At 36.9% G+C, this 23,771-nt stretch carries 14 protein-coding genes; 3 read left to right on the forward strand and 11 right to left on the reverse strand.

Annotation, left to right across the window (positions count from 1 at the left end; all coding sequences use genetic code 11):
- Positions 1 to 23: 23 nt before the first annotated feature.
- The 4 genes from DHU68_RS01770 to DHU68_RS01785 all read right to left on the reverse strand — a co-directional run bounded on the left by DHU68_RS01770 (position 24) and on the right by DHU68_RS01785 (position 10,471).
- On the reverse strand, positions 24 to 3,134 hold the full coding sequence (locus DHU68_RS01770) for a TonB-dependent receptor (protein ID WP_108821244.1): 3,111 nt from the start codon (positions 3,132 to 3,134) through the stop codon (positions 24 to 26).
- A gap of 33 nt (positions 3,135 to 3,167) precedes the next feature.
- Positions 3,168 to 5,066 carry a RagB/SusD family nutrient uptake outer membrane protein gene (locus tag DHU68_RS01775; RefSeq protein ID WP_108821245.1) on the reverse strand — a complete coding sequence of 633 codons (1,899 nt, stop codon included), beginning with the start codon at positions 5,064 to 5,066 and terminating at the stop codon, positions 3,168 to 3,170.
- A gap of 20 nt (positions 5,067 to 5,086) precedes the next feature.
- Entirely contained in the window at positions 5,087 to 8,290 is a 3,204-nt protein-coding gene (locus tag DHU68_RS01780) for a TonB-dependent receptor (protein WP_255412409.1), read from the reverse strand.
- Positions 8,291 to 8,704: 414 nt separating this feature from the next.
- Positions 8,705 to 10,471, reverse strand: coding sequence for an alpha-L-rhamnosidase C-terminal domain-containing protein (locus DHU68_RS01785; protein ID WP_108821246.1), 1,767 nt, complete (start codon positions 10,469 to 10,471; stop codon positions 8,705 to 8,707).
- Between the two features lie 202 nt (positions 10,472 to 10,673).
- Here DHU68_RS01785 and DHU68_RS01790 point away from each other — a divergent pair, with 202 nt between their 5' ends.
- A complete protein-coding gene (locus DHU68_RS01790; RefSeq protein WP_108821247.1) occupies positions 10,674 to 14,732 on the forward strand; it encodes a hybrid sensor histidine kinase/response regulator transcription factor in 4,059 nt (1,352 codons plus the stop codon).
- Between the two features lie 122 nt (positions 14,733 to 14,854).
- Here DHU68_RS01790 and DHU68_RS01795 read toward each other — a convergent pair whose 3' ends face one another.
- From DHU68_RS01795 to fbp, 6 genes are all read right to left on the reverse strand, one after another.
- Positions 14,855 to 15,835, reverse strand: a complete 981-nt coding sequence (locus DHU68_RS01795; RefSeq protein ID WP_108821248.1) for an acyltransferase family protein — start codon at positions 15,833 to 15,835, stop codon at positions 14,855 to 14,857.
- Positions 15,836 to 15,971: 136 nt separating this feature from the next.
- Positions 15,972 to 17,171, reverse strand: a complete 1,200-nt coding sequence (locus DHU68_RS01800; RefSeq protein WP_108821249.1) for an acetate kinase — start codon at positions 17,169 to 17,171, stop codon at positions 15,972 to 15,974.
- Between the two features lie 4 nt (positions 17,172 to 17,175).
- Positions 17,176 to 18,141: a 3-hydroxyacyl-CoA dehydrogenase family protein gene (locus DHU68_RS01805; protein ID WP_108821250.1), complete on the reverse strand. Its 966-nt coding sequence runs from the start codon at positions 18,139 to 18,141 to the stop codon at positions 17,176 to 17,178.
- A 33-nt stretch (positions 18,142 to 18,174) separates the two neighbouring features.
- Entirely contained in the window at positions 18,175 to 19,185 is a 1,011-nt protein-coding gene (gene pta / locus DHU68_RS01810) for a phosphate acetyltransferase (protein WP_108821251.1), read from the reverse strand.
- Positions 19,186 to 19,327: 142 nt separating this feature from the next.
- Positions 19,328 to 19,882 (reverse strand): hypothetical protein, encoded by a 555-nt coding sequence (locus tag DHU68_RS01815; protein ID WP_108821252.1) that lies wholly within the window; start codon positions 19,880 to 19,882, stop codon positions 19,328 to 19,330.
- Between the two features lie 56 nt (positions 19,883 to 19,938).
- Positions 19,939 to 20,970 carry a class 1 fructose-bisphosphatase gene (fbp, locus tag DHU68_RS01820; RefSeq protein ID WP_108821253.1) on the reverse strand — a complete coding sequence of 344 codons (1,032 nt, stop codon included), beginning with the start codon at positions 20,968 to 20,970 and terminating at the stop codon, positions 19,939 to 19,941.
- Between the two features lie 199 nt (positions 20,971 to 21,169).
- On the opposite strand from fbp, the gene ybeY reads away from it, so the two are divergent.
- Positions 21,170 to 21,592, forward strand: a complete 423-nt coding sequence (gene ybeY / locus DHU68_RS01825) for an rRNA maturation RNase YbeY (protein WP_108821254.1) — start codon at positions 21,170 to 21,172, stop codon at positions 21,590 to 21,592.
- Positions 21,589 to 22,515 carry a YeiH family protein gene (locus tag DHU68_RS01830; RefSeq protein ID WP_255412410.1) on the forward strand — a complete coding sequence of 309 codons (927 nt, stop codon included), beginning with the start codon at positions 21,589 to 21,591 and terminating at the stop codon, positions 22,513 to 22,515. Before ybeY ends, DHU68_RS01830 begins: the two co-directional genes overlap by 4 nt.
- Before the next feature lie 27 nt (positions 22,516 to 22,542).
- Here DHU68_RS01830 and DHU68_RS01835 read toward each other — a convergent pair whose 3' ends face one another.
- Entirely contained in the window at positions 22,543 to 23,511 is a 969-nt protein-coding gene (locus DHU68_RS01835; protein WP_108821256.1) for a tyrosine-protein phosphatase, read from the reverse strand.
- Between the last annotated feature and the right edge of the window lie 260 nt (positions 23,512 to 23,771).

The following is a 23,771-nucleotide window of genomic DNA, read 5'->3' on the forward strand; positions in this document are numbered from 1 at the left end:
TTTCTATTAATAGTATTTACTTTTTAGAACTGTAGGCTAACACCTAAGTTGTATGTTCTATATACTGGTATTGCATCATAGGATGAAGCTTCTGGCCCAAAATCGCTGCTTTTCATCTTATCCCAAGTGATGAGGTTCTGTCCACTAAGAGCTACTCTTATTTTTGAGGAAGTAATAGCTTTTGCCCATTTTTGAGGAAGTGTATATCCTATTTCAATATTTTTAAGTCTAAGGTAAGATCTATCGTAATAGAAGAAATCGGAAGACTCATGATTTACAGATTTGACTGTAGATAGTGCCGGGTAAGATATTTCTTCTCCATTTTTAAATCTTTCTTCAGTCCATGCATTTTGATGGATAGATCCAAACACCCCGGAATAAGAAGTTTCATAAACACCTTTACCTGAGTAGATACTTCCCCATTTTCCAACTCCTTGAAGGAGGAAGCTAAAATCTAATGATTTGTAAGTCAAACCTCCTGATATTCCATAATAATTACGAGGTATAGAACCATGTCCTATTGGAGCTTTATCTTTTTCATCAATAATTCCATCTTCATTTAGATCCTGATAGATAAGATCACCCACACGAGGAGATCCCATAGTATAGGTTAACTTACTATTCGCAACTTCTTCTTCCGAATTGAAGAATCCATTACCATTACTTTTGTCAACAAGATATCCAAATTGCTGATTGAGTGGGAATCCATCTACATTTGTTCTGTAAACATAACTGTCATCTTTCAAACCCTCCTGAGTGTCAATCATTTTATTCTCAGCATCGCTAAAGAATCCTCCAATATTTATAGTCAGGTCTTTATCTATAGCCTTCGTATAGTTTACACTTACCTCATATCCTTTATTTTCTGCAGTACCTGTATTTGTTGCAGGATATTGACTTAGACTAACTCCCTGATATTGAGGAATTCTACCTGTTGCAGAAACAACCATATTGTCTATTCGTTCTTTAAATAAATCAAACGAAATATCCAATCCTTTAAACAAGCCTAGATCAATACCATAGTTTTGTTTTTTAATTTTTTCAGCCATGATATTGGGGTTTGCAATTGTCTTTTCATTGATATTGTATTGGAAATAACCGATAGGGCCTCCTCCTGTTAACGTTACATTATCAAGATAAACAAATCGGTTCAGGCCGGATTGATCATTACCAGTCATACCTACCGAAGCTCTAAGCTTAAGATTTGACAGCCATTCCACGTCTTTCATGAATGATTCGTTAGAAACTACCCAACCTGCAGAAAATGCAGGAGTAGTTAGATATCTGCTTGATCTTGCATACTGTTCAGAACCCGAATGTCCTACACTTGCCTTAAGCAAGTATCTATTATCATAAGCATAGGTTGCTTCCAAGCCCATACTTACTCTGTCGTATGGTAAACTCAAAGGAGAATCGGTATTTGCCTTTACCAGATTCTGGTAAAACATATAACCCATCCCTGTCACTCGGTGCTTATCTCCAAAGTTCTTTTCATAATTTAAGATTCCTTTGTAAGTGAGATGATAGTATAATGTTGAGTTTTTAGAATAAGCCAATGCTGTGTTTGTTTTTGATCCTTTTTTTATAAAAGTCAGTTCATTATCATCAGAAGATCTCATCCACCTTTCATAATCCTGAGAGGTAATTGTTGAATTTACGTTATTTGTTTGGTATCCAATCACACCTGATGCAGACAAACCTTTAGTTATAAAACTTAAGTCAAGCTTTAATCCAAACTGAGAGTATATATTAGTAACTGTGTGATTTGTATAGCCTGAACGATTAAGCCTTCCGTAGGTAGGATCATCCTCTGTTTCTGTTGCAACAACCTGTCCTCCTTGCATTTCCCCTGTTTCCGGATCTGTTATAATAGGTGTTGTTGGTCCATATATAGTCGGATTCATATTGAATATAGATCCATAAAGACTATCAGAAAACCACCCGGGGCCCGATGCTTTTTCTCTTTTTATATTCCCACTCAAATTAAGGAATGCGCTAATATACTGCGTAAGTTTTACATCTATGTTAGATCGGAAGTTAGCCCAAAAGAAATCAGGATCTGCATCATATTTTGGTTGGTCTGTCTTAAACTGACCTCCCTGGTGCATTACGTTTAGATTAGAAAAGTATCTTACTCTATCATTTCCTCCCGATATATCGGTTCCTACACGTTGCATAAGTGCATGCTTTTTCAAAAACATACCATACCAGTCTGTATTAGGATATAGCTCTTGATTTTCTCCTGAACGAAACTTATTAATAGCATCATCAGAGAAATAAAAATTAGCACCTCTTCCATCGTTTTCAGCTGCTTGATTACGCATAGAAGCATAGTCTGCCGAATTGTACATCATTGGTTTTGTCGTCATTTCCTGTAAAGCTGCATCTACACGAACATTTATTTTTGTTTCTCCCGGAGTGCCTTTCTTGGTTGTTATAACTATAACTCCATTTGCTCCCTGTATTCCGTAGATGGCTTGTGATGCAGCATCTTTCAAGATGGAAACTGACTCAATCTCTGCAGCAGAAATATAAGAAAGTGTTTCATTCGGATTGTATGGGCATAAAAAACCATCGATAATAACCAATGGAGGATTATCTCTCATCGTATTTGCACCTCTTATCCATAATTGTACAGATTCTCTGGAAGGCTCTGAATAGCTTTCGCGGGTATATAATCCGGGAAGGCGACCAACCAAAGAAAGACCTAAGCTCGCTGTTGGTGATTTCATCAATTCACTACCTCTAACTGTAGCAACAGATCCCGTTATATCTTCTTTTCGTTGAGAAGTGTGTCCTAAATAAATTGTTTCATCAGGATTATAACTATCGGGAACCAATACAACATCCATCTCTTCTGATAGACCAATTTCCACTGTCTTACTCAAATATCCCAGATAAGAAAATACCAGAGCATCGCTATCATCACTTATTGCAATCGTATATTTCCCCTCAAGATTTGTGGATGTAATATGTTCATTATTAGAAGAAGTAACCACTGCACCTATAAGGGGACGCTGAAACTCATCTCGAACAACCCCACTAATAGTAGTGGCTATATTCTGTGCTGACACTTGCTCTACAAGAAGGAACAAGGCCAGAAATGCTATCTTTAAATATTTTGTGTTTATCATAACCTTTTATTTAGCTAATAATTAATTAATGCGTTACCATCCTTCATTCTGCCAATCCTCTCCTGATATAGCCAACATACGGTTTACTTCATCGAGTGGAATAGGCAAGCGCAAAAATTTATTTGTGTAGCATGCTCGAGCTTTCGCACGTACTGTCTTACGACCATATTTATATTTCCCATCGGCAGTTCTGGTTATTTCAGCCGCAGTAATCCATTTGTCAGTCTTTGATAAATCTCCAGTAGGAGCTGACCAACGACGTACGTCGAAATACCTGAATCCTTCCATTGCCAGCTCAACTCGTCTTTCATGTTTGATTCGCAACTTCAAATCATCCAGAGAAATAGAATTTGGAATGCTTGGCATGCCTGCACGGGTTCTTATTTCATTAAGGGCAGCTAACGATTCATCTTTATGATTTGCTTCAGCTGCAGCCTCTGCAAAGTTTAAGATTATCTCAGCTAAACGGAATGTCTTCCAATTAGCCCCTCCTACCGGATTATTATCTCCAGCAAAAGGATGTAAGAATTTTCGTCCATAATATCCTGTACGAGTCTTAGCTCTATCTCTTTCGTCTATACCTGTTTTTGGTTCTCCAACATAAGTCATTATCGAACGTGCACGGTATCCGGCAGGGGCAGGATAATTTTCAGGAGAATCAGGTGTTTCTGCAAATCCCCAATAAGCTGTTCTCTTAGATCCATTGTAATAGATAGAAGCATAGAAGCGAGGATCTCTATTTTCATATGGGTTCGCAGGATCATATAATGTATTTTTCGTATTGTAATTAGGTTCTAGATGTTTCTCATCTTTATAAGGATTAGCTAAATTCAATACCGTTTCTCCATTTATTGTTTCATACGAATCTACTAACTCCTGAGATGGACATGTTCCTGTCTTATAGCCGGATTGTGATCCAATACCATCGATATGCCAGATGTTTCCTTGTCCATCTCTTTGTTGATATATCGTTTCTCTATCAATAGCTGTTGCACTATACTGCACACTCTGAGTAAAGTATTCATTAAACATTGCCGCTTTCTCGTTAGGAATAAAAGCTTCCGGCACCATATACGTTTGAGGATAGTTAACCTTATTATACAATGCATAGCCATTCGATTTTAGGTTTTCTAAAGCTTTTTTGTTTATTGTATATGCCTCTTCCCAATAATTTTGTCCTTCGTTGTAAAGAGGACTAGCTCCATATAAAATCATTCTGGACTTAATTGCTTCAGCCACAGCTTTGGTTACGCGACTAGATTCTCCTGAAGCCGTAATTCTCCAAGGAAGATTAGGCGAATTTAAAGCTTCGTTACAATCCTCTATAATAAATTGGACAACATCATAATAGCTATCTTTCTTTACATTAGAAAAATCCTGATACATGTCATAAAGCTCTCTTTGGATAGGAAGACCTGTGCCAAACCATCTCAACAGCTCCGAATAATAATAGGCTCTGAGGATATGAGCTTCAGCTTTCCATCTCGATCTCTCTTCTTCGGTGTTTACTTTAGCGTCATTTATTCTTGTAAGAAAGAATGTACAGTTTCTGATAGCAACCCAATATCTATTCCAATAATCTCCATTTCCGGCATCAGCACTGATATTTGTTAATGGGTGATTAGCAGCAGAAGCATCCCCATTATAATAACGTCCTGATGATAGGGTAGACTCTGCTTCAGCATCTGTATCCCACGCTTCGTCGCTCCAGACTACCGGACCACGACTCCAGAAAAAGTATCTTGTACCCATTACCGGAATCATTTCATAACATGTATTCAAAAAAGCTCCTGTTTTATTATGGTCTGCAAAAATCTCATCGTAAGAGACAGTTCCATCGGGAGCCTGATCCAAAACGTCATTACATGAGCCTAAAGCTAGTATTAAAAGAGCCAGGCATGTCAAATATATTTTATTCATTTTACGATTCATAGTTGTCTGTTTTTTATGCTTTAAAAAGTAACGTTAACCCCAAAATTCATTATCTTAGTTATAGGGTATCCGAGAGGGTCGGTCTTTTCCGGATCAAGATGACTCATCTTTAACTTATCCCATGTAATAAGATTCTGACCACTAACATATACGCGAAGGTTTTGTACTCCTAACACTCTTAATGAGTTTTTAGGAATGGTATATCCTAGTTCTATATTTTTAAGGCGGATGAAAGATCTATCTTGAATAAAGAAATCGTTGGCTACATGGCTAGTTGATCTATTGGTACTCAAAGCAGGATAGGTTATTTCATCCCCATTCTCCCATCTTTCCAATGTCCATGCTGTTTTATGATAGCCATAGTAAGTTCCTTGTTTAATATTTTCATAAACATTTTGTTCGCCCCAGAAGCTTGAATATTTCCCTACTCCCTGGAAGAATATATTGAAATCGAAGCCTTTATAATTAGCTCCCAGATTGATCCCGTAGCTTATTCTCGGAGCACTACCCGAATAGCCAATAGGCACTTGGTCTTTATCATCTATGGTGTTGTCTCCATTCGTATCCACATATTTAAAGTCTCCGGGACGAGGGGTACCAAAGCTATATGTCAATGGACTATTATCAATTTCTTCTTGAGAAATCCAGTATCCTCCATTAGAGCTTTGATCTATTCTATATCCCCATTGTTGCCCTACCGAGAATCCTGTTGTCCTATAACGGTATGCATAAGTGTCGTCTCTCATTGGTTCATCAAAAAACTTCACTTCATTTTTTGCATAGCTGAAATTACCCCTTACCGAAATAGATAAGTCTGACGAAAGTTGTTTGTTGTAGTTTAGCTCGATTTCATATCCGGCATTATCTACTTCTCCCATATTCGCTTTAGGTATATTTCCTAACTCAATTCCTTGAAAGGCGGGTATGGACTGACGCTGAATAAGAATTTGTGTTCTATTTTCTGTAAAATAATCAAAGGAACCTTTAAGGTCTTTGAATAATTGAAAATCGATCCCGATATTTACCTTATCTGCCATCTCCCATGTTAGCCCGTAGTTTCCTCTAAGCCCCTGACTTACTCTCTGTCCTAAGCCAAGAGTAGATAGAGCTCCACCTCCTGCCATATACAATTTGTCAATATATAAGAAACGGTCATCACCCATCTTATCATTCCCTGCACGACCGTAAGAAGCTCTTAGTTTTAAGAAATCCAACACTTTGGTATTTTGCATGAATTTTTCGTTGGTAATAACCCATCCGATAGATCCGGCAGGAAAAAATCCGAATCTTTTGCTTGGTGCAAATTGCTCTGTCCCGTTATAACCAATATTTATTTCTGCAAAATAACGAGAGTCGTAATTATATGTTGCACGCCCTACCAGACCCAACATATTGTATGGTATAGCACCCTCATTCTTTTCCCAATTGTCTCTTTGTATCAAGAAGAGTCCTCCTACATTATGCAGTGTATTAAATGTTCTTTCGTAGTTGACTGATCCCTGTAGGTTTATATAATAATTTGAATTGGATCCTCTGGATACAGATAATAGTTGTTCGTTAGGATTTGTTACTGCATAAGAGAAAGTATCATTATCGGTATCGAGTAATACGCTGTACAGTTTCTCCTTTTTATAAGCCTTACGCGTTGTTACAGAAGAGTTATCATATGAGATCATCCCTTTCACACTTAATCCTTGAGTAATGCTCTTGCTTAAATCAAGTTCCATTCCAAAAGATGAATTTAAGTTAGAACGTGTATCATTCAAGTAACCTTGTCTATTAACAACCTCATAAGCCGTTCTGTCCAGATATGTAGGATATATTAGTCCGTTTTCTTCAACTCCATATCCTGGAATTGTTGTTGGTCCTGGCGTGATTGGCAAAATAGTAACTGCCTGATATATAATATCCCGCATCATCCAAGCTTGATCCCCATTTGGATAAGAATCGGGACTTGGCATATTTACTTTCTCTATGTATGTACCAATGTTTAGAAAAGCCTTTAAAGAATTGGATATTTTATAGTCCAGATTTCCTCTAAAACTCCATCTATCCATTTTAGGAGAAGGATCGTATCCGAGGAATGATTTATCTTCTGTTTTGAGATTACCTCCCTGATGAATATAACCCGCATTCATAAAATATGACAGTTTATTTACACCTCCGGATATATTTGCATTGATACGTGTTTGAGGAGCTGACCTTTTTACGAGTTCTCTATAGTAATCATGATTAGGATACATATAGTTCAGCATTGTTGCTTTCTGAGCGTATTCAGGATCATTAGGGTTAAGACCGGCTGTAGGATTTTTATATTTTTCTATCAGTTCGGGGCTAAACTGTGCAGGTAATCCATCATTCTTTAGTGCTTCATTCCTTAGATTTAAGTATTCAACCGAAGTCAATCGTTCCGGCTCATACGTAAAAGAGCTAAAACTTTGCTCGGCGGTAATAGATAATTCAGGTTTTCCTTCTTTTCCTCTTTTTGTAGTAATAAGGATAGCCCCATTCGCTCCACGAACACCGAATACTGCTGTTGCAGAAGCATCTTTTAATACAGAGATAGAAGCAACTTCATTCGGATCGATTGTACGCATATTATCTCTAGGTACTCCATCGATCATGATAAGGGGAGAGTTGGTATTAGTTGTTGCAATACCCCGCAAATACAAGGTTGCATCATCTTTTCCCGGTTGTCCTCCAAGTGATTGAGTCGAGGTTAAACCCGAAACACGACCTGCGAGAGCATTACCTAAGCTGTTAGAAGAACTTTTCTTAAGGTCATCGGTGGTGATTGACGATATAGCTCCTGTGATCGACTCTTTTTTCTGTGTGCTATAGGCGACAACAACAACCTCTTCCAATACTTTTTGGTCTTCAATTAATATAATATTAATTTGTTTTTGATTTCCAACGACTTTCTCTTGCACATCGAATCCAATATAAGAGAATACAAGTGTAGCTGTGTTGTTGGTTACATTAATCGTATAAAAACCGTCAATGTCAGTAATTGTAGCATTTGATGTTCCTTTCTCCACAACAGAAACACCTGTAAGCGGTTCTCCTTTTTCATCGTTTATCTTGCCTGTAACAGTCAGCTTGTTGTTTTGTCCTGCTAAAGACAAATTTCCACAAACAAATAGGATGAGTGTTACAAACTTTAAATAATGAAGAGGATCTGCAATAAATCGAGTTTTAAAATACATGCTTTTCATAATCTTCATAGTCAAAGTGATTAGTTAATAGTACTTGTTCCATTTCTTTTAAGTATCCAAAGCATATTCTTTTTATGCTTTACAGTAAGTACATTAGTAGGTATCATTTTTTTGGGCATTAAATTTATAATAGGGTTTTCTTTTGGGCTTCTATCATAAATAAGGGATACAAACTAGGGCTATTTATTCTCAGTCTCCACTGGTATAGCCATATACATGATAGTTGCATACATATATATCATATACAAAAAGATTTAAGATTAGATTAAATATAGAAAGATATGTTTTTCAGTTTTGAGTAAATCAAATAAAGAGACTCTCTTTCAGATACAAAATCTATAAGGGCATTTCAATAATACTGAGGTTAACAGTAGGTCCGATTTAAGGGGAGCTTTTCTAAGATTTAAACTCCCCTAAATCTGATTATCTAATAACTTGCACTCCGTCGGGTGCATCAATTTCTGTTTTAATAGTTCCGTCTTCTAATTTTTGATGTTTTACTTTAATTATACCATATGGCGTAGGGAAAGTTCCCTCAACCCACTTTAAGTTTCCTAAGTGAGGTCTTATCCCCACCTTTTTAAATCCAGGCTCTAAAGGATATATTCCCAGCACATACTGACTAAGCCAAGCTGTAGGACCTGATGCCCATCCGTGACAAAGACTATGCCTTAGACCTACATAACAATACGCTCCTCCATCGGCGTGAATATCATACTTACCCTCAGGTGTAAATTCGTCTATACGGGATGATTTTTGAAGATCGCTATAAGTTAAATCCTCCCAGAAAGTAGTTGCGCCTAAATCTAGCATTCCACCCCAATAGTCAGATATAATCTGCATAGCTTCTTCATATTTTCCTGCTTTTGCTAATGATTCTAGCATATAATATCCATAGAATGTAGAAAAGCCATCGGCTCCATCCTTTAGTACAACTTTTTGGGTTTCTTTATCGCTCAAAATGCCGGCTAGGCCCATTAAGGAAGCTGCTTGCTTGTTATTTTTATGTTTAGGGGTATATTTTTTCAATCTAGATACAGCCTCGTTACAAAGCTTTTCCAATTCTTGGTCTTTTAGCCATACTGCCATCTCGCTTCCAGCCTCTAGACTAAGTATTGTTAGGGCTTGTAAACCTGCATGAATAACCTCTGGATTTTCGGATGTAGGCCAATCTAAAAAGCGTGTGGCACCTTGTAGATTTTCTTTATTCCCATCGGTGTTTTTTATTACTTGCTTTAGAAGGTCTCTTAAGTAAGTATGTTGTTCTTTAAGATATGCATAGTCTCCTTGATAGTTATAAAAATCTCTGTGGATAATGATCCACCATAGAGAATAAGAACACATACCATTCATCCAGCCCGGAAGTGGAGTATCTTCTCTCCCGAAATCCAAACTTTTTTTAACGACATCCTGATTTCCAAATACAGAGTTAACAGTCATTACCTCCGGATGAAGATCTCCCAACCATACCAAACGGTCTCTCTTGATACCGTCCCACAAATAATTTTGCATATTGAGGTGAACTGTATATGCTCCTGTATGCCATATTTGATTCAGACGTTCATTATCCGATTTGAAAGATCCTAAATATGGAATGTCTCTATATTTAAATACAGTGCGTACTGCTACAAGAGGCAGATCTACATCTTCGTCAATAAGATCGATGCGGGCAAAACGAAACCCAGATTCTCCTATTTCTACTGTTCCAAGCCATGGCACATATGCGATAAAATCGCGAATAGCATGTTCGTTTGTTGCAGTAGAGTTATCCACATCACTCATTGCTTCTGTAACAGATTCTCCCAATCGAACTCTTACTCGTATCGGAGTTTGTTTTTCTCTTATTGCTGCTGCAATTTGAATTCCTCCTTGATATTCTTTACCAAAATCTAACAATATAGAAGCTGTTTTACTGTTTTTGGTGCTTAACAGACATACTTCTCCTGTATTGACTGCAACTTGCCCGGAGAAGGGCTTTAATAAGGCTTCAGGCGACTTAACACTCTTGCCTGACGGATCTGAAGTCCACATTATTCGAGCAGGCGAGATATAGCTAATACTCATATCCTGCTTTTGCCAATGATTATTATAGGGAGTATCCTCAACATTCCATACTGTTTGAGCATGTCCTGTAGTAATAAACAAAGAGATAAACAAGAAAAGAGAATAGATACATTTTCTGACATTCATATTTCCACAGATTAGTTAGGTTAAAAAACGACATTTATTTTATTAACCAAATATAGCCTTCCTTTTTCACTTTTAATGTTTCAAATATTCCAATAATTGTTTCTAATGTTTCAAAACTAATATTGAAACATTTGTTTGATTGAATCCAATATTTATTCGTATTTTTGTTCTTATCATACAATACTTTTAACCTTCCTTATCTATGAAAAAATGTAGAATTCTTATATTTCTATATTTCATCTTTTTATTTGCGCCCAAGATTACAACTATTATTATAGCCCAAGAAAGCAATAGTCATACAATCAAAAGCTCTATATCGAATCAACACATTAATGGTTTTTGTGAAGATAGATATGGTTATATGTGGATAGCAACAGCTAAAGGGCTGTGTAAGTATAATGGTTATGACTATGTCCATTATTACAACACCCCGAGTAATTCATTTAGTATCCCTTCCGATTTTATCACTAAAATATATTTAGATTCTAACCAAGAGTTATGGATTACAACAGATAAGGGTGTTTGTAAATATGATTATGAGGCGGACAGATTTATAAACTTCGCTTACCCTGAATTAGAGAATAACCCATTCGAATCCGGCTGTTTAGAGTATCAAGGCAATTTATTTGTATTTGGCTTCGAGGGAATAAAAATAATAGATAAAGAAAATCTAACTGCTAACAGGCATAAGAATTTCCCTGATTTTATTGTTACCACAATGATTGAAGACGATGATTCTTGTCTGTGGTTTGGAGGAAAGATGAGCGAAGCAATATATTACTATAACAAAGATATAAACAAGGTAGGACAATTATCAACGTCTCCTTCTACCGAAATATACTGTTCTTATAAATGTACAAATGGAAATATCTGGTTCGGGACAAACAATGGACTCTTAGTTGTAGATACAAAAGCTAAAAAAAGAATAGAACCAGAATCTATAAAAATACATCAACAGCTACTCTCTAAGCTACGCATAACCCATATACAACAGATGGATCAGAATACAATTCTGATAGGAACTGAAAATGAGGGACTCTTCCTCTATAATCTACTATCTAACAAATTATATACGGCCAAAGAGAATAATTTTTTCTCTGATAATAAGTCTGTACACATAACATCTTTATATAAGGACTCGTGGCAAAACATATGGTTAGGAACCTTTGATAGTGGTTATTACTTTGAACTCAATTCGCCTAAACGTTTTAATAAGAACAGAAAACTTAATGCCGTTACAGAGGGGAAATTTATTACACGAATAGCAGAAGACAAATTTGGAAACATGTGGTTTGGAACTCGCTATAATGGGTTTATATATTATGATAAAAACACACAAGAAGCAGTCACTTATAACAGTTCAAATTTTGAACCTCTAAGAAAGGTGAACAATAATCTTATCCAGTCTTTATATATCGATTCAGAGAATAATTTATGGATAGGCTACTATAACAATCTGATATATTGTCGTACAAATCAGGGAAAGATTATTTCATATACCAGCTTCCAGACGAAAAGTGATATTATGACAATTACTGAAGATACTATGGGGCGTATATGGGTTGGCTCAGATTCTGAAGGAATTTCCATATACGATATGAAAAATGAACAAGAGAAAATAATCCTTCCTATTACTAAAAATATTTGGAACAATGTAACATACATAACTAAGCTTAGATCGGGAGATATGCTCTTTTCTGTTTATAATGATGGAATTTATATTGTAAACCCAGTGACACTCGTTCCTCAACCCCTTTTTAATCAGAAAAAAGATTTAGAATCATTATGCAAGCGCGTAATATTCCTTTTTGAAGACCATAATCAAAATCTATGGATCGGGACCTATGGCAACGGGGCTATTTTTTATAATAAGAATTCTGATAATTACACGTTATTTAAACCTTACGATGGCTTGCCAAGCAATGATATACTAGGTATTCTGGCTGATAATAAAAACAATATATGGTTAAGTACATCATATGGGCTGTCGATGTTCGATACAAAAAATAAAACATTCTCAAATTATTTCTACGAAGATGGTATCGGGGGAAATCAGTTTCACGAAAAGAGTATAATGAAAGCCTCTGATGGCAAATTATATTTTGGGGGAAATCATGGAATTACATACTTTGATGCTGAAGACGCAGAAGATCAACCTCATCCGGTGAAAGTAATATTAGAGGATCTTAAAATCTTAAATATATCAGAAATACCGAATGATACAGAAAAAGGTGTATTAAAGAAACAACTATCTCAGACCAATTCAATAACGCTCAATCATAAACAAAATGTCTTCAGCATTGACTATTCAGCTATACACTTCAACTCTAACAGGAAGATTAATTATGCATATACACTAAAGGGTTTCGATGAGGAGTGGAACTATGTAAATGATCACCGACGTGCTACCTATTCAAACCTTCCTCCCGGAGAATATACATTCCAAGTAATGGCGCAAAACCCGAACGGAACGTGGAACAACGAGCCTACTCTATTGGATATAGAAATAAAAGCCGCTCCGTGGGCCAGTAAGGCTGCAGTAATTGCCTATATCCTGTTTGCCACCCTTTTTATCTATTTATGCATTTATATATACATCCGACTCAAATTAAGTTCTGCAAGAATAGCTCTGATTGAGAAGGAAAGAAAAAATGAGCAAGTGCTGGCTTCTATGAAAATCAGATTCTTCTCAAATATATCACATGAGCTAAGAACACCTCTTAGCATGATCTATGCTCCTATCAAGAAATTAATAGAGAATGATACCGACAAGCCAACCCAACAATATCTTTTACAGTTAGTAAACTTTAATATAGAGCGTTTACTCAGACTGATTGATCAACTTCTCGATTTTGAAAAGATGGAAAGCGATACGCTTACTTTTTCTGCTTCTGAGGTAAATCTTGCTGAAGTCGTAAAGAAACTAATCCTAAGCTTTTCTTTTCATTCGCAAGAGAAAAATATAGATGTGAAATTTAATCTCCCTTCCGATCCTTTAAATGTGCATATAGACGGTGATGCTTTCACTAAAATACTGAATAACCTACTTTCAAATGCTATAAAATATACTCCTGACAATGGGCATATAATTATTGACATTTCTATTATAGACCAAGCTCCTTCGGTATTTAAGCTATCAGAGAAAGCACCAAGATACTTACAGGTAAAAGTCATTGATGATGGTATTGGCATGCAAAAAGACGAATTGAAACTACTGTTTCAAAGGCATAAGCGGCTTAATGAAAACAATAAGGCTATATCAGGAAAAGGAATTGGACTAAATTATGTGAAAAGGCTATTAGAGAAACAGAATGGAGGGATCATTGCAGAGCTAGGAGAGAAAAGTGGGATGATATTCAATTTTATTATACCTATTAATGATATACCGACAAAAGCCGAAGAACTAACAGATGTCATTCATGCCTCTCATGAAGATGAAGTTCTTATACCAAGTGAAGAAAAGATTGTAACCGAAGGGCAGAAAACAATATTAATCGTAGAGGATAATGCCGAATTAAGGACTTTCTTATATGTTTTACTAAGGAACGAATATAATGTATTGACTGCAAATAATGGTGCAGAAGGCTATGAGAAAGCCAAAGAGGAAGAGATTGATCTCATACTTAGCGATGTATTAATGCCAGCAATGAATGGCTACGAACTATGTTATAAAATAAAGAACGACTCCGAACTATGCCACATACCTTTCATTATTCTTTCGGCAAAAGGATTGCCTGAAAATTTGGTAGAGGGCTATTCTCAAGGAGCAGACATATATATAAACAAGCCTTTCAATCCTGAGGTTTTAAATGCAATTATTAAAAATACATTCGCTAATATAGAGCGCAGAAAAAGGTCTATAAGCCGAGTCCAATCATCCTTAGAGGACGAAGAAGGATCTATTGAGGATCAAAATACTATCTGCATAAACCCTCTAGACGAAAAGTTTCTTCAAAACTTGTATCAGTACATTGATGACGATTTGTCTAATAGTGAACTCAATGTCACTATACTAGGAAAAGATCTGGGCTTTAGCCGTACAGGTTTCTATCGCAAGATCAAGGCTTTAACGGGTCATTCTCCAAACGACTTTCTGCGTATTTATCGACTAAATAAAGCCGCAGATTTAATCGTAAAAGAAGAATTCTCGATAAGTGAAATTTGTGATATGACAGGCTTTGGGACTCATTCTTATTTCTCCAGTTCATTTAAAAAACATTTTGGTGTTAGTCCTAAAGATTATAAAGCGTCAAAGAAGTAATAATTTCCCATTATATTTCTTAGTAATACTAACTAGAGGATCAGACTATATTGGTCTGGGTTCAATTATTCCGCTTTGTAGTTGTCGTGATATTCTATACAGACAGTAAATAGCTGGAACTATTATTTTCTATTTCCTATTAAGACAGGCATATACTTTTGCACAAATAATATTGGATAATAGAAAAGCATAATGATAACAATAGAGGCTACAATATTAGTTACAATGGTAGGGTGTATGTTTATACCAAATAACTCAATAATCTTATACAAGATAAAAGGCTTATTAAGGTGAAGTGCCATGATAAGTATAGTTCCTGATGCTATTGTCTTGATAAACTTCAACCCAATCTGATTTAGCGATATACATAATGCAAGAGTCATAGCTATTCCAATAATGGCATTGATGTGAAACAACAGGGGGTTTTTGCCGTAGTCGCAGGCATACATATCTACTCTGCCGTTATATCTGCTAGTAAAGATTAATAAGACAAAAAGTATTGCGAAAATAAAGAATGCTAAATATTTACTCTTTAATAGACTCAGGATGTCTATCTTTTTAGTATAGAAGCCAATGAAGAAAAAGAGGAAGGCCATACAAGTAGTACCTACTCTAAAGGTATTAATTTCAGGAACAAATAGCGAAATACAATAAGTGAAGAAAGAAACAAGAAGGATAAATATAATTTGAGTTTTAACAGGTTTCTGAAATACAAAATACATGACGAATTTGATAATAAACAAGCTGACCAAAAACCAACATGCACCCGCAGGAGCATGACCACTGATAGTGACTATATCTCCGATTGGCTTAAGTAAACCCACTCCATGATGGATATAATAAGGAATGAGTAGGATATAGGCTATAATGTTGAGTAGAATATATGGAATGATGAGCCCTCTGAAATCTTTTTTGACAGATGCTTCCAGATCTTGTGGTTTTTTATACAAAAAACCCGATAGAAAGAAAAAGAGAGGCATATGAAAACTATATATAAAATAGCGATAAACCGCATCATCGCCTGTATATTTAAAGTGTCCTAAAACAACTAAGGTTATTCCAATCGCTTTTGCCCAATCAATCCAATTAATTCTTTCTTTCATACAAACAGGTTAAACTAGAAATAGATAACAAAGATAATCTATTAATGGAATTAAAAAATCAAAAAGAAAGGTTCAGACTATTTATATAATCTGAACCTAGCAATTTTTATATTATTAGATTACGTTCTAATCTTTTTTATTTGCTCACAATCTCCATTGTATCTGCAGCAATCATATATTCCTCGTCAGTAGGAACAATCATTACAGTTATTTTAGAGTCTGGTGTACTGATAACAGCCTCATCTCCAAAGATAGTACTGTTCTTTTCTGCATCTATTTCAATTCCTAAGAATGCTAATTCTTTACATACCTGTTCTCTGAGATAGAATGCATTCTCGCCTATACCCCCTGTAAACATAAGGATATCTACCCCTCCAAGAGTTGCTGCGTAAGCACCTATATATTTTTTGATACGGTAGACGAACATATCGTATGCCAACTGTGCTTTCTCGTTACCTTCGGCTATGGCAGCACGTATTTCTCGCATATCGGACGATACACCCGATATACCTAACAATCCACTGTGCTTGTTTACCAGTGTAGAGATAGCTTGCGTACCGATATTTTCTTTTTCCATGATGAAAGAAATAATACCGGCATCCACATCGCCACAACGGGTTCCCATCAGCAAACCTTCGACCGGAGTCATACCCATAGACGTATCTACAGATTTACCTCCTTTAATAGCTGTGATAGATCCTCCATTACCAATATGAGCCGTAATGATACGTTGCTCTTCGTATGGTACTCCTAATATTTCGCAACCTTTTCGCGATACATATCTGTGGCTAGTACCGTGGAAGCCATAACGACGAATAGCATATTTCTCATAAAGTGAATATGGCAGTCCGTACATATATGCTTCGGCAGGCATTGTTTGATGGAATGCAGTATCGAATACACCAACTTGAGGAATATCCCCCATCAATTCTTTTACGGCATATATACCAGCCAAGTTTGGTGGATTGTGAAGCGGAGCAAGCTCGATACACTCTTCCATCTTATTGACTACCTCATCATTGATCAACACACTTTTATTGAATTCTTCACCTCCGTGTACTACACGATGACCTACTGCATCTATTTCGTCAAGTGATTTAATACAACCATACTTCTCACTTGTAAGTACTCCTAAGATATATTCTATTCCGGCTTGATGTTCAAGAATTTCACCTTCTAGCACTAATTTATCTCCATTAGGAAGCGTAGCTTTCAGGAAAGATCCTTTAAGCCCTATTTTCTCGATTCCACCTTGAGCAAGAACATCCTTGCTCTCCATGTCGAAAAACTTATATTTGATAGATGAACTACCACAGTTCAATACTAATACTTTCATGCTATTAAATTAATTTGTTTGGACCAAGTTGTTTGCCGGCTTCGTCATATATATAGAAACCTCTTCCCGAAGCCACACCAAGTTGTTTAGAGCGATACAAACGCCATAAGACAGGCGATGCTTTATATTTCTTATCACCATATTCGTGGAACATGTCTTCCATCATCATCACAAGCTTCTCGATACCAAGAATATCGGCAAGATGGAATATTCCAAAACGCTGTCCGTAGATAATAGTAAATTCTTTGTCAATGTCTTCGATAGAAGCTACATTCTCCATCCATATTTCGCAAGCTTCATTCAGCATAATAATCATTAGGCGTAAGCTAACCAAGCCACTACTTTCGTGAATAGCGATAGGCGTATATTTGATCATATTGGCAAACAGATAGATCTTATCTATGGCCTCCTGAGAAGTAAAGGTTCCTCTTACAACCTCCAGCAATTTAGCTTCGGTGTGAGTAATAGGGAAGTGTAGACTGATACAACGTTCCTTATGAGTAAGATCTGCTGCAAGTTCGCTGATAATAACAGTTGTAGCATTCGTAGCGATGATAGCATCAGAAGCCAAAACAAGTTCCAGATTTCTGAACACTTCTTTTCTCAATTCTGTACTACGCTCTCCATTTGCTTCGTAACGGATACACTCGATAACAAAGTCACATCCCTTAAGGTCACTATATTTGAGAGAGCCTTTGATACGACTCATTGTCGCACGTTTTTCGCCCTGAGTCAACCCCCAGTTTTCGATTTTTGTATCAAGACCGTTCTCTATATCAGTTAAAGCTTCTTGAATTCTTTCTTCCGAAACTTCGATAAAGACAACCTCCATACCCGAAAGAGCCGTTAGACTTACAATGTGACGTCCGTCTCTACCACAACCAACTACTCCAATCTTAGAGAAAAGAGATCTTTTCTTGTGCTTACTACTTAAACCATATTCTTCAATAGGTTCTATTATTTCCGCCATATATATTGAATTAGAAAATTATCAAATAACTACTTATTTTTGTTTTGCTGCAATAGCCTGATTAGCTGTAATAGCTACCATGTTGTAAATATCATCTACCGAGCAACCTCTGGAAAGGTCATTAACAGGAGCAGCCATACCTTGAAGTATTGGTCCTACTGCTTCAGCTCCGCCAAGACGTTGAACTAGTTTGTAAGCAATATTTCCGGTTTCGAGAGAAGGGAATACCAATACATTTGCTTTCCCTGCCACTTTACTTTCAGGTGCTTTCTTGCCTCCTACCTCAGGAACAAGGGCAGCATCAGCCTGAAGCTCTCCGTCAATCATCATATTCGGAGCAATTTGCTGAGCCAGTTGAGTTGCTTCAATTACTTTGTCTACAAGCGGATGTTTTGCACTTCCCTTTGTAGAGAAACTAAGGATGGCTACTTGAGGTTCTGTACCTACCAGTGCTTTTGCTGTATTACCTGTAGCAACGGCTATTTCAGCCAGCTGAGCAGCTGTAGGATCCGGAGTTACAGCACAGTCTGCCATAACAAGCAGTCCGTCTTTACCATATTGCTGTTGAGAAGTAAACATAAGGAAAGCTCCTGATACAACACTAATGCCCGGCATTGTCTTGATGATTTGAAGAGCCGGACGAAGAACATCGCCCGTTGTATTTTGCGCTCCGGCTATTTCACCATCAGCGTCTCCGTTCTTGATCATTAAACATGCAATGTAAAGAGGCGATTCGGCAAGTTTTGCCGCTTGTTCTATCGTTAAGCCTTTCGATTTTCTTAGTTCGAATAAAAGATTCGTGTATGTTTCTTTCTTTTCGTAAGAAGCAGGATCTAAAATTTCAGCTTTGTCTATATTCTTTAGATTAAGATTTGCTGCCTGATCTTTTATTTCTTTTTCGTTTCCGATAAGAATAATGTCTGCAACCCCTTCAGCAAGTAATCTGTCTGCTGCTGTTAGAGTTCTTACTTCTGTGCCTTCGGGTAGAACAATACGTTGTTTGTTAGCCTTTGCTCTCTCTACAAGTTGTTTAATTAAGTCCATATGATTAGTTATTTATCTGATTAATATCGTAGATACAAGATTTCGAAAAATCTTTACAAATGTACTAAAAATGCAAACTAGAGGTTGCACTTTCTGACACAAATAATTAGGATAATTATAAAATTTACTAAAGCATCCTTACTTATTTCCACTCCCAATCCAGATTGGAAGAGTATTCAATATTGAATGATTCGGCATATGACATTAGCATAGTTCTTACTGCTCCTGCATCCTGCAAGGGTTCTTTAGGAATAATGATAGCTGTAGAATAAACACTTTCTTCTACAAAGAAATAATCTTTGATCTCTGTTATAGATGATAACTGAGAAGCTTCGATCCGTCGGCTTCCTTTAGCAGTGCGTATACTGACAGAGTCTTCGACTAGGCTGACCTCCATATGATATGGCAAAGAGTCTTTGAAGTGTTGTTCGATCTGTTGTCTATAGGCTCGTTTGTAGTACCAAGCTGCCCACCACGAGTAAAACAGAAAATATAAGACAGAGGTACCAAGAAAACAGTATGAATAGAGCCTGTAACCATCTTCGAAGAACAGGACACAGCCAAATATGAGTGTTAACAATGATATTCTATATCTTTCTTTTTTTCGCTGTTTAATAAAGTTTTCATCTGTAGAAGATGTATAAAGTTGAAAATTGAGGTAATCCTCTTTTTCGAGGTCGTATGCAAATGCTATCATCTTTCTATTGAATGGAGAAAAATCCCATTGCCTTGCGAGCAATGGGATCTTTTAATTTATTTTGCTTTCTCTCTTGCTTCAGCTTTCTCTATAAAATCTTTCAACACTTCTACCATGTTTGAACTACCACAATAGAAAGGTGTTCGCTGATGCAATTCGGTTGGATTAATCTCAAGGATTCTGTTCTTTCCGTCCGTCGCACTACCTCCAGCCTGTTCTGTTATAAATGCCATCGGGTTACATTCGTACAGCAAACGTAATTTACCGTTTGGCGCTTTACTAGTTTGAGGATAAATATACATACCTCCTGTTATCAGGTTACGATGACAGTCTGAAACCAAGCTGCCAATATAACGAGCCGAATAAGGACGATCGTCTTTTTCTTCCTGACAGTATTTGATGTAGTCTTTTACTCCCTGAGGGAAATGAACATAGTTCCCTTCGTTCACAGAATAGGTTTTCCCATTTTTAGGACATCTCATATCAGGATGAGACAGGTAGAAACTACCAATAGCCTGATTAAGTGTAAAGCCGTTTACTCCACGACCGGTAGTGTACACAATCATTGTAGATGTTCCGTAAAGAATATATCCGGCTGCAACCTGATTAACTCCCGGCTGAAGGAAATCTTCCTCCGTTACAGGAGATCCGATAGGCGATATGCGTCTGTAAATTGAAAAAATAGTACCTACCGACACATTCACTTCAATGTTGGACGAACCGTCAAGCGGGTCCATCAATACAACATACTTGTTGTTATGCCCTTCGTCAAGCCCTTGTATCGTTATGAAGTTATCGTTCTCCTCAGAGGCGATACCACACACAATCTCCCTATTTACAAGGGTTTGGATAAATACGTCATTTGCGTACACATCCAGTTTCTTCTGTTCTTCGCCCTGCACATTTGTATTACCTACAGTACCCAATATATCGGCAAGCCCTGCTTTATTCAGTTTATAGCTTACAACTCTGGCTGCAAGAAGTATAGAATTCAATAAGCGAGACAATTCCCCTGTTGAATATTTAAAGTCTTCTTGTCTTTCGATAATAAATTCGTCGAGCGTTTTTCTAGTAGTACTTTTCTTCATAAGATTTGCATTAGTAGAGGTTATTACTGATTCAAAGGTAAGAATTATTTGTATTGCTTTACATTCTGTCAAATAAAGTTTGTCTATTTACTTATAGAAATAACTTATCCTTATTCAATAAAAGTAGTCTTTTTTCTTGTTACAGCCATAATAAAAATCTACTTTTGTAAGACAAAATCCACTCTACAAATCAATAGACATGGCAATATCTTACAATGCGGAAGGGGTAAAGATGCCTTCCATAAAGAAAAGAGAGACAACAAACTGGATAAAATCTGTTGCCGCTACGTATGACAAAAAGATAGGATCGATAGGATATATCTTTTGCTCGGATGAAAAAATACTGGAAGTAAACAACGAGTATCTTCAACATGACTACTATACTGATATTATCACTTTCAACTACAACGAAGGAGATACTATATCGGGCGATATTTTTATCAGTCTGGACACTGTAAAAAGCAATGCTGAACAATATAAGGTGGATTACAACGAAGAACTTCATCGCGTCATCATTCATGGAATTTTACACCTGTGCGGAATTAATGATAAAACTGATAAAGAACAAGAACAAATGACAAAAAGCGAAAATGAAGCCTTGAGCTTATTAAATATACAATGATGCGGAAACATATAAACAAACTATATTACATTATCCCTGTTTGTTGTCTGTTCCCTTTTTTCTCTGCTCCTCTTGCTCTTTTCTTAGGTTTCATTCTGTCAGTCTTTCAACAAGGAGAAAGCCCTCTTAAAACCGGAAAACTTACTAAATACTTATTACAAGGATCGATTGTGTGCATGGGATTTGCCATGTCGGTACAAGATGTAGTGCAAACCGGAAAATCGGGTTTTATGATTACCATCGTTTCGGTTGTAGTGACTATGTTATGTGGTATGATTCTCGGTAAATTCTTTGGAGTCGATAAAAACACAACAACCCTGATTTCGGGAGGAACTGCCATCTGTGGAGGAAGTGCCATAGCTGCTATTGCTCCTGTGATAGATGCAAAGAACAATCAGATCAGTTTTTCACTGGCTGTTATATTCGTCCTTAATGCTGTAGCCTTATTTATCTTTCCGGCTATTGGTCATCTACTAAATATGGATCAAACGCACTTTGGGTATTGGGCAGCTATTGCAATACACGATACCAGCTCGGTAGTTGGGGCATGTTCTGCTTATGGAGAACAAGCACTGCAAGTAGGAACAACTGTCAAACTAACCCGAACTCTGTGGATTATCCCCGTAGCCCTGTGTATTGCGCTTTACAATAAGAACAGTGCTTCTAAAATAAGTATCCCTTGGTTTATTCTTTTATTCGTTGTTGCCATCCTCATCGGTAACTATTTTCCGGGGATGGAAGAAACGAATGGTCACCTGAATTGGTTAGGTAAAAAGGGGATGATGGTGTCATTATTCTTTATAGGTACTTCTATCAATCTGGAAGAAGTAAAGAAAAGCGGATTAAATACCTTCTTGTTGGGAATTCTTCTGTGGGCTATCATAGCCACATTGTCTTATTATTGGATTACATTGGCATTCTAAGATTTGCCAAAATTATGGACGGAAAGATTAGAATATTTCTTTTTCGAGGTAGATGCGGCGCATACGAACAATATCTACTTTCAGCTCTTTGGTAAGAAAATTCATGATGGTTCCATGATCTCTTTTGATCTGATTAATCGCCGCTTTTAAAAACATTCGCTTCGCTGTGAATATAGACTCTGCACGAGGGTATTTGGCTATGAATGCTGAATATTTGTCGCTAAGATATATATTCGACATCATATAATCTTGCATAACAGTCTCCTCGTCTACGCCCAGTGCAAACAGTACCAAAGCCGTTGCCATCCCGGCACGATCTTTTCCTGCCGAACAATGATATACAAGTGGCGCACTCAGGTTATTTTGAGCAATGGCAAAGAAAACCCTGAAAGCTCTAACACAAGCCGGATCGCTGACCAATAGACGATTCATATGCTTCATATGGAGGTCTATATTTGTTTTCAGCAGATTTGCCTGAATACCTTCCGTACTCAAGTTTCCGGGGGTAATGGCTATAGGATAGGTAAATTGTACGGTATCGGGCAATTTATCTCTTGTACGACGCGCCTCACTTTGAGCTCTAAAATCGACAACCGAAGTAAGAGGGATAGAGGCTAAATATTCAACATCCTCTTTTGTAAGGTTCGACAAATCATCTGCCCGAAAGAGTTTTCCCCATTTTACATATCTGCCTTCTTGTGTACGAATACCTCCCAGATCGCGAAAATTGTAAGCTCCTGCCATCGGCAAATGTGTTTCGGAAAGAAGCATTTTCTCCTCTCTGGCAACAAGTTCGAAATAGATACGAATAGAGGGACTTACATTCAGCGGGAAAGTTCCACTCCCTGTACCAGTAAGGACAGGGTATGTTCTGTTTATAGTTTCTATAGAGTCGCCTGCATACAAAATCCACTCGCCCTCAACATCAATGTTGAGAGTAGCTGCTTTTGTATATTTATCGCGTAATATTTGAGCTTCCAGAATGGTTTTATTCATAGTAGCAAGATTCCCCTACTTCTTAACTGTTTACAAAACAATGCAAATATACAGATTTAGTTGATATGTATGATAAAAGAACAGCTAAAACACAATATGGCTTAGCTGCTATTTCTGCGTTTATGATTAAATTACAATCATTCATCTATCATATTTAGGAAGAAGTCTACTGCTTCATGGGTTCTATACATTGATTGTGTTCTATACACAATCTTCCCTCTTTCATTAATAATGAGATAAGTTGGAAAATCTTTTAAATT

This window comes from Dysgonomonas sp. Marseille-P4361 (genome assembly GCF_900343125.1).
Taxonomy (GTDB): domain Bacteria; phylum Bacteroidota; class Bacteroidia; order Bacteroidales; family Dysgonomonadaceae; genus Dysgonomonas.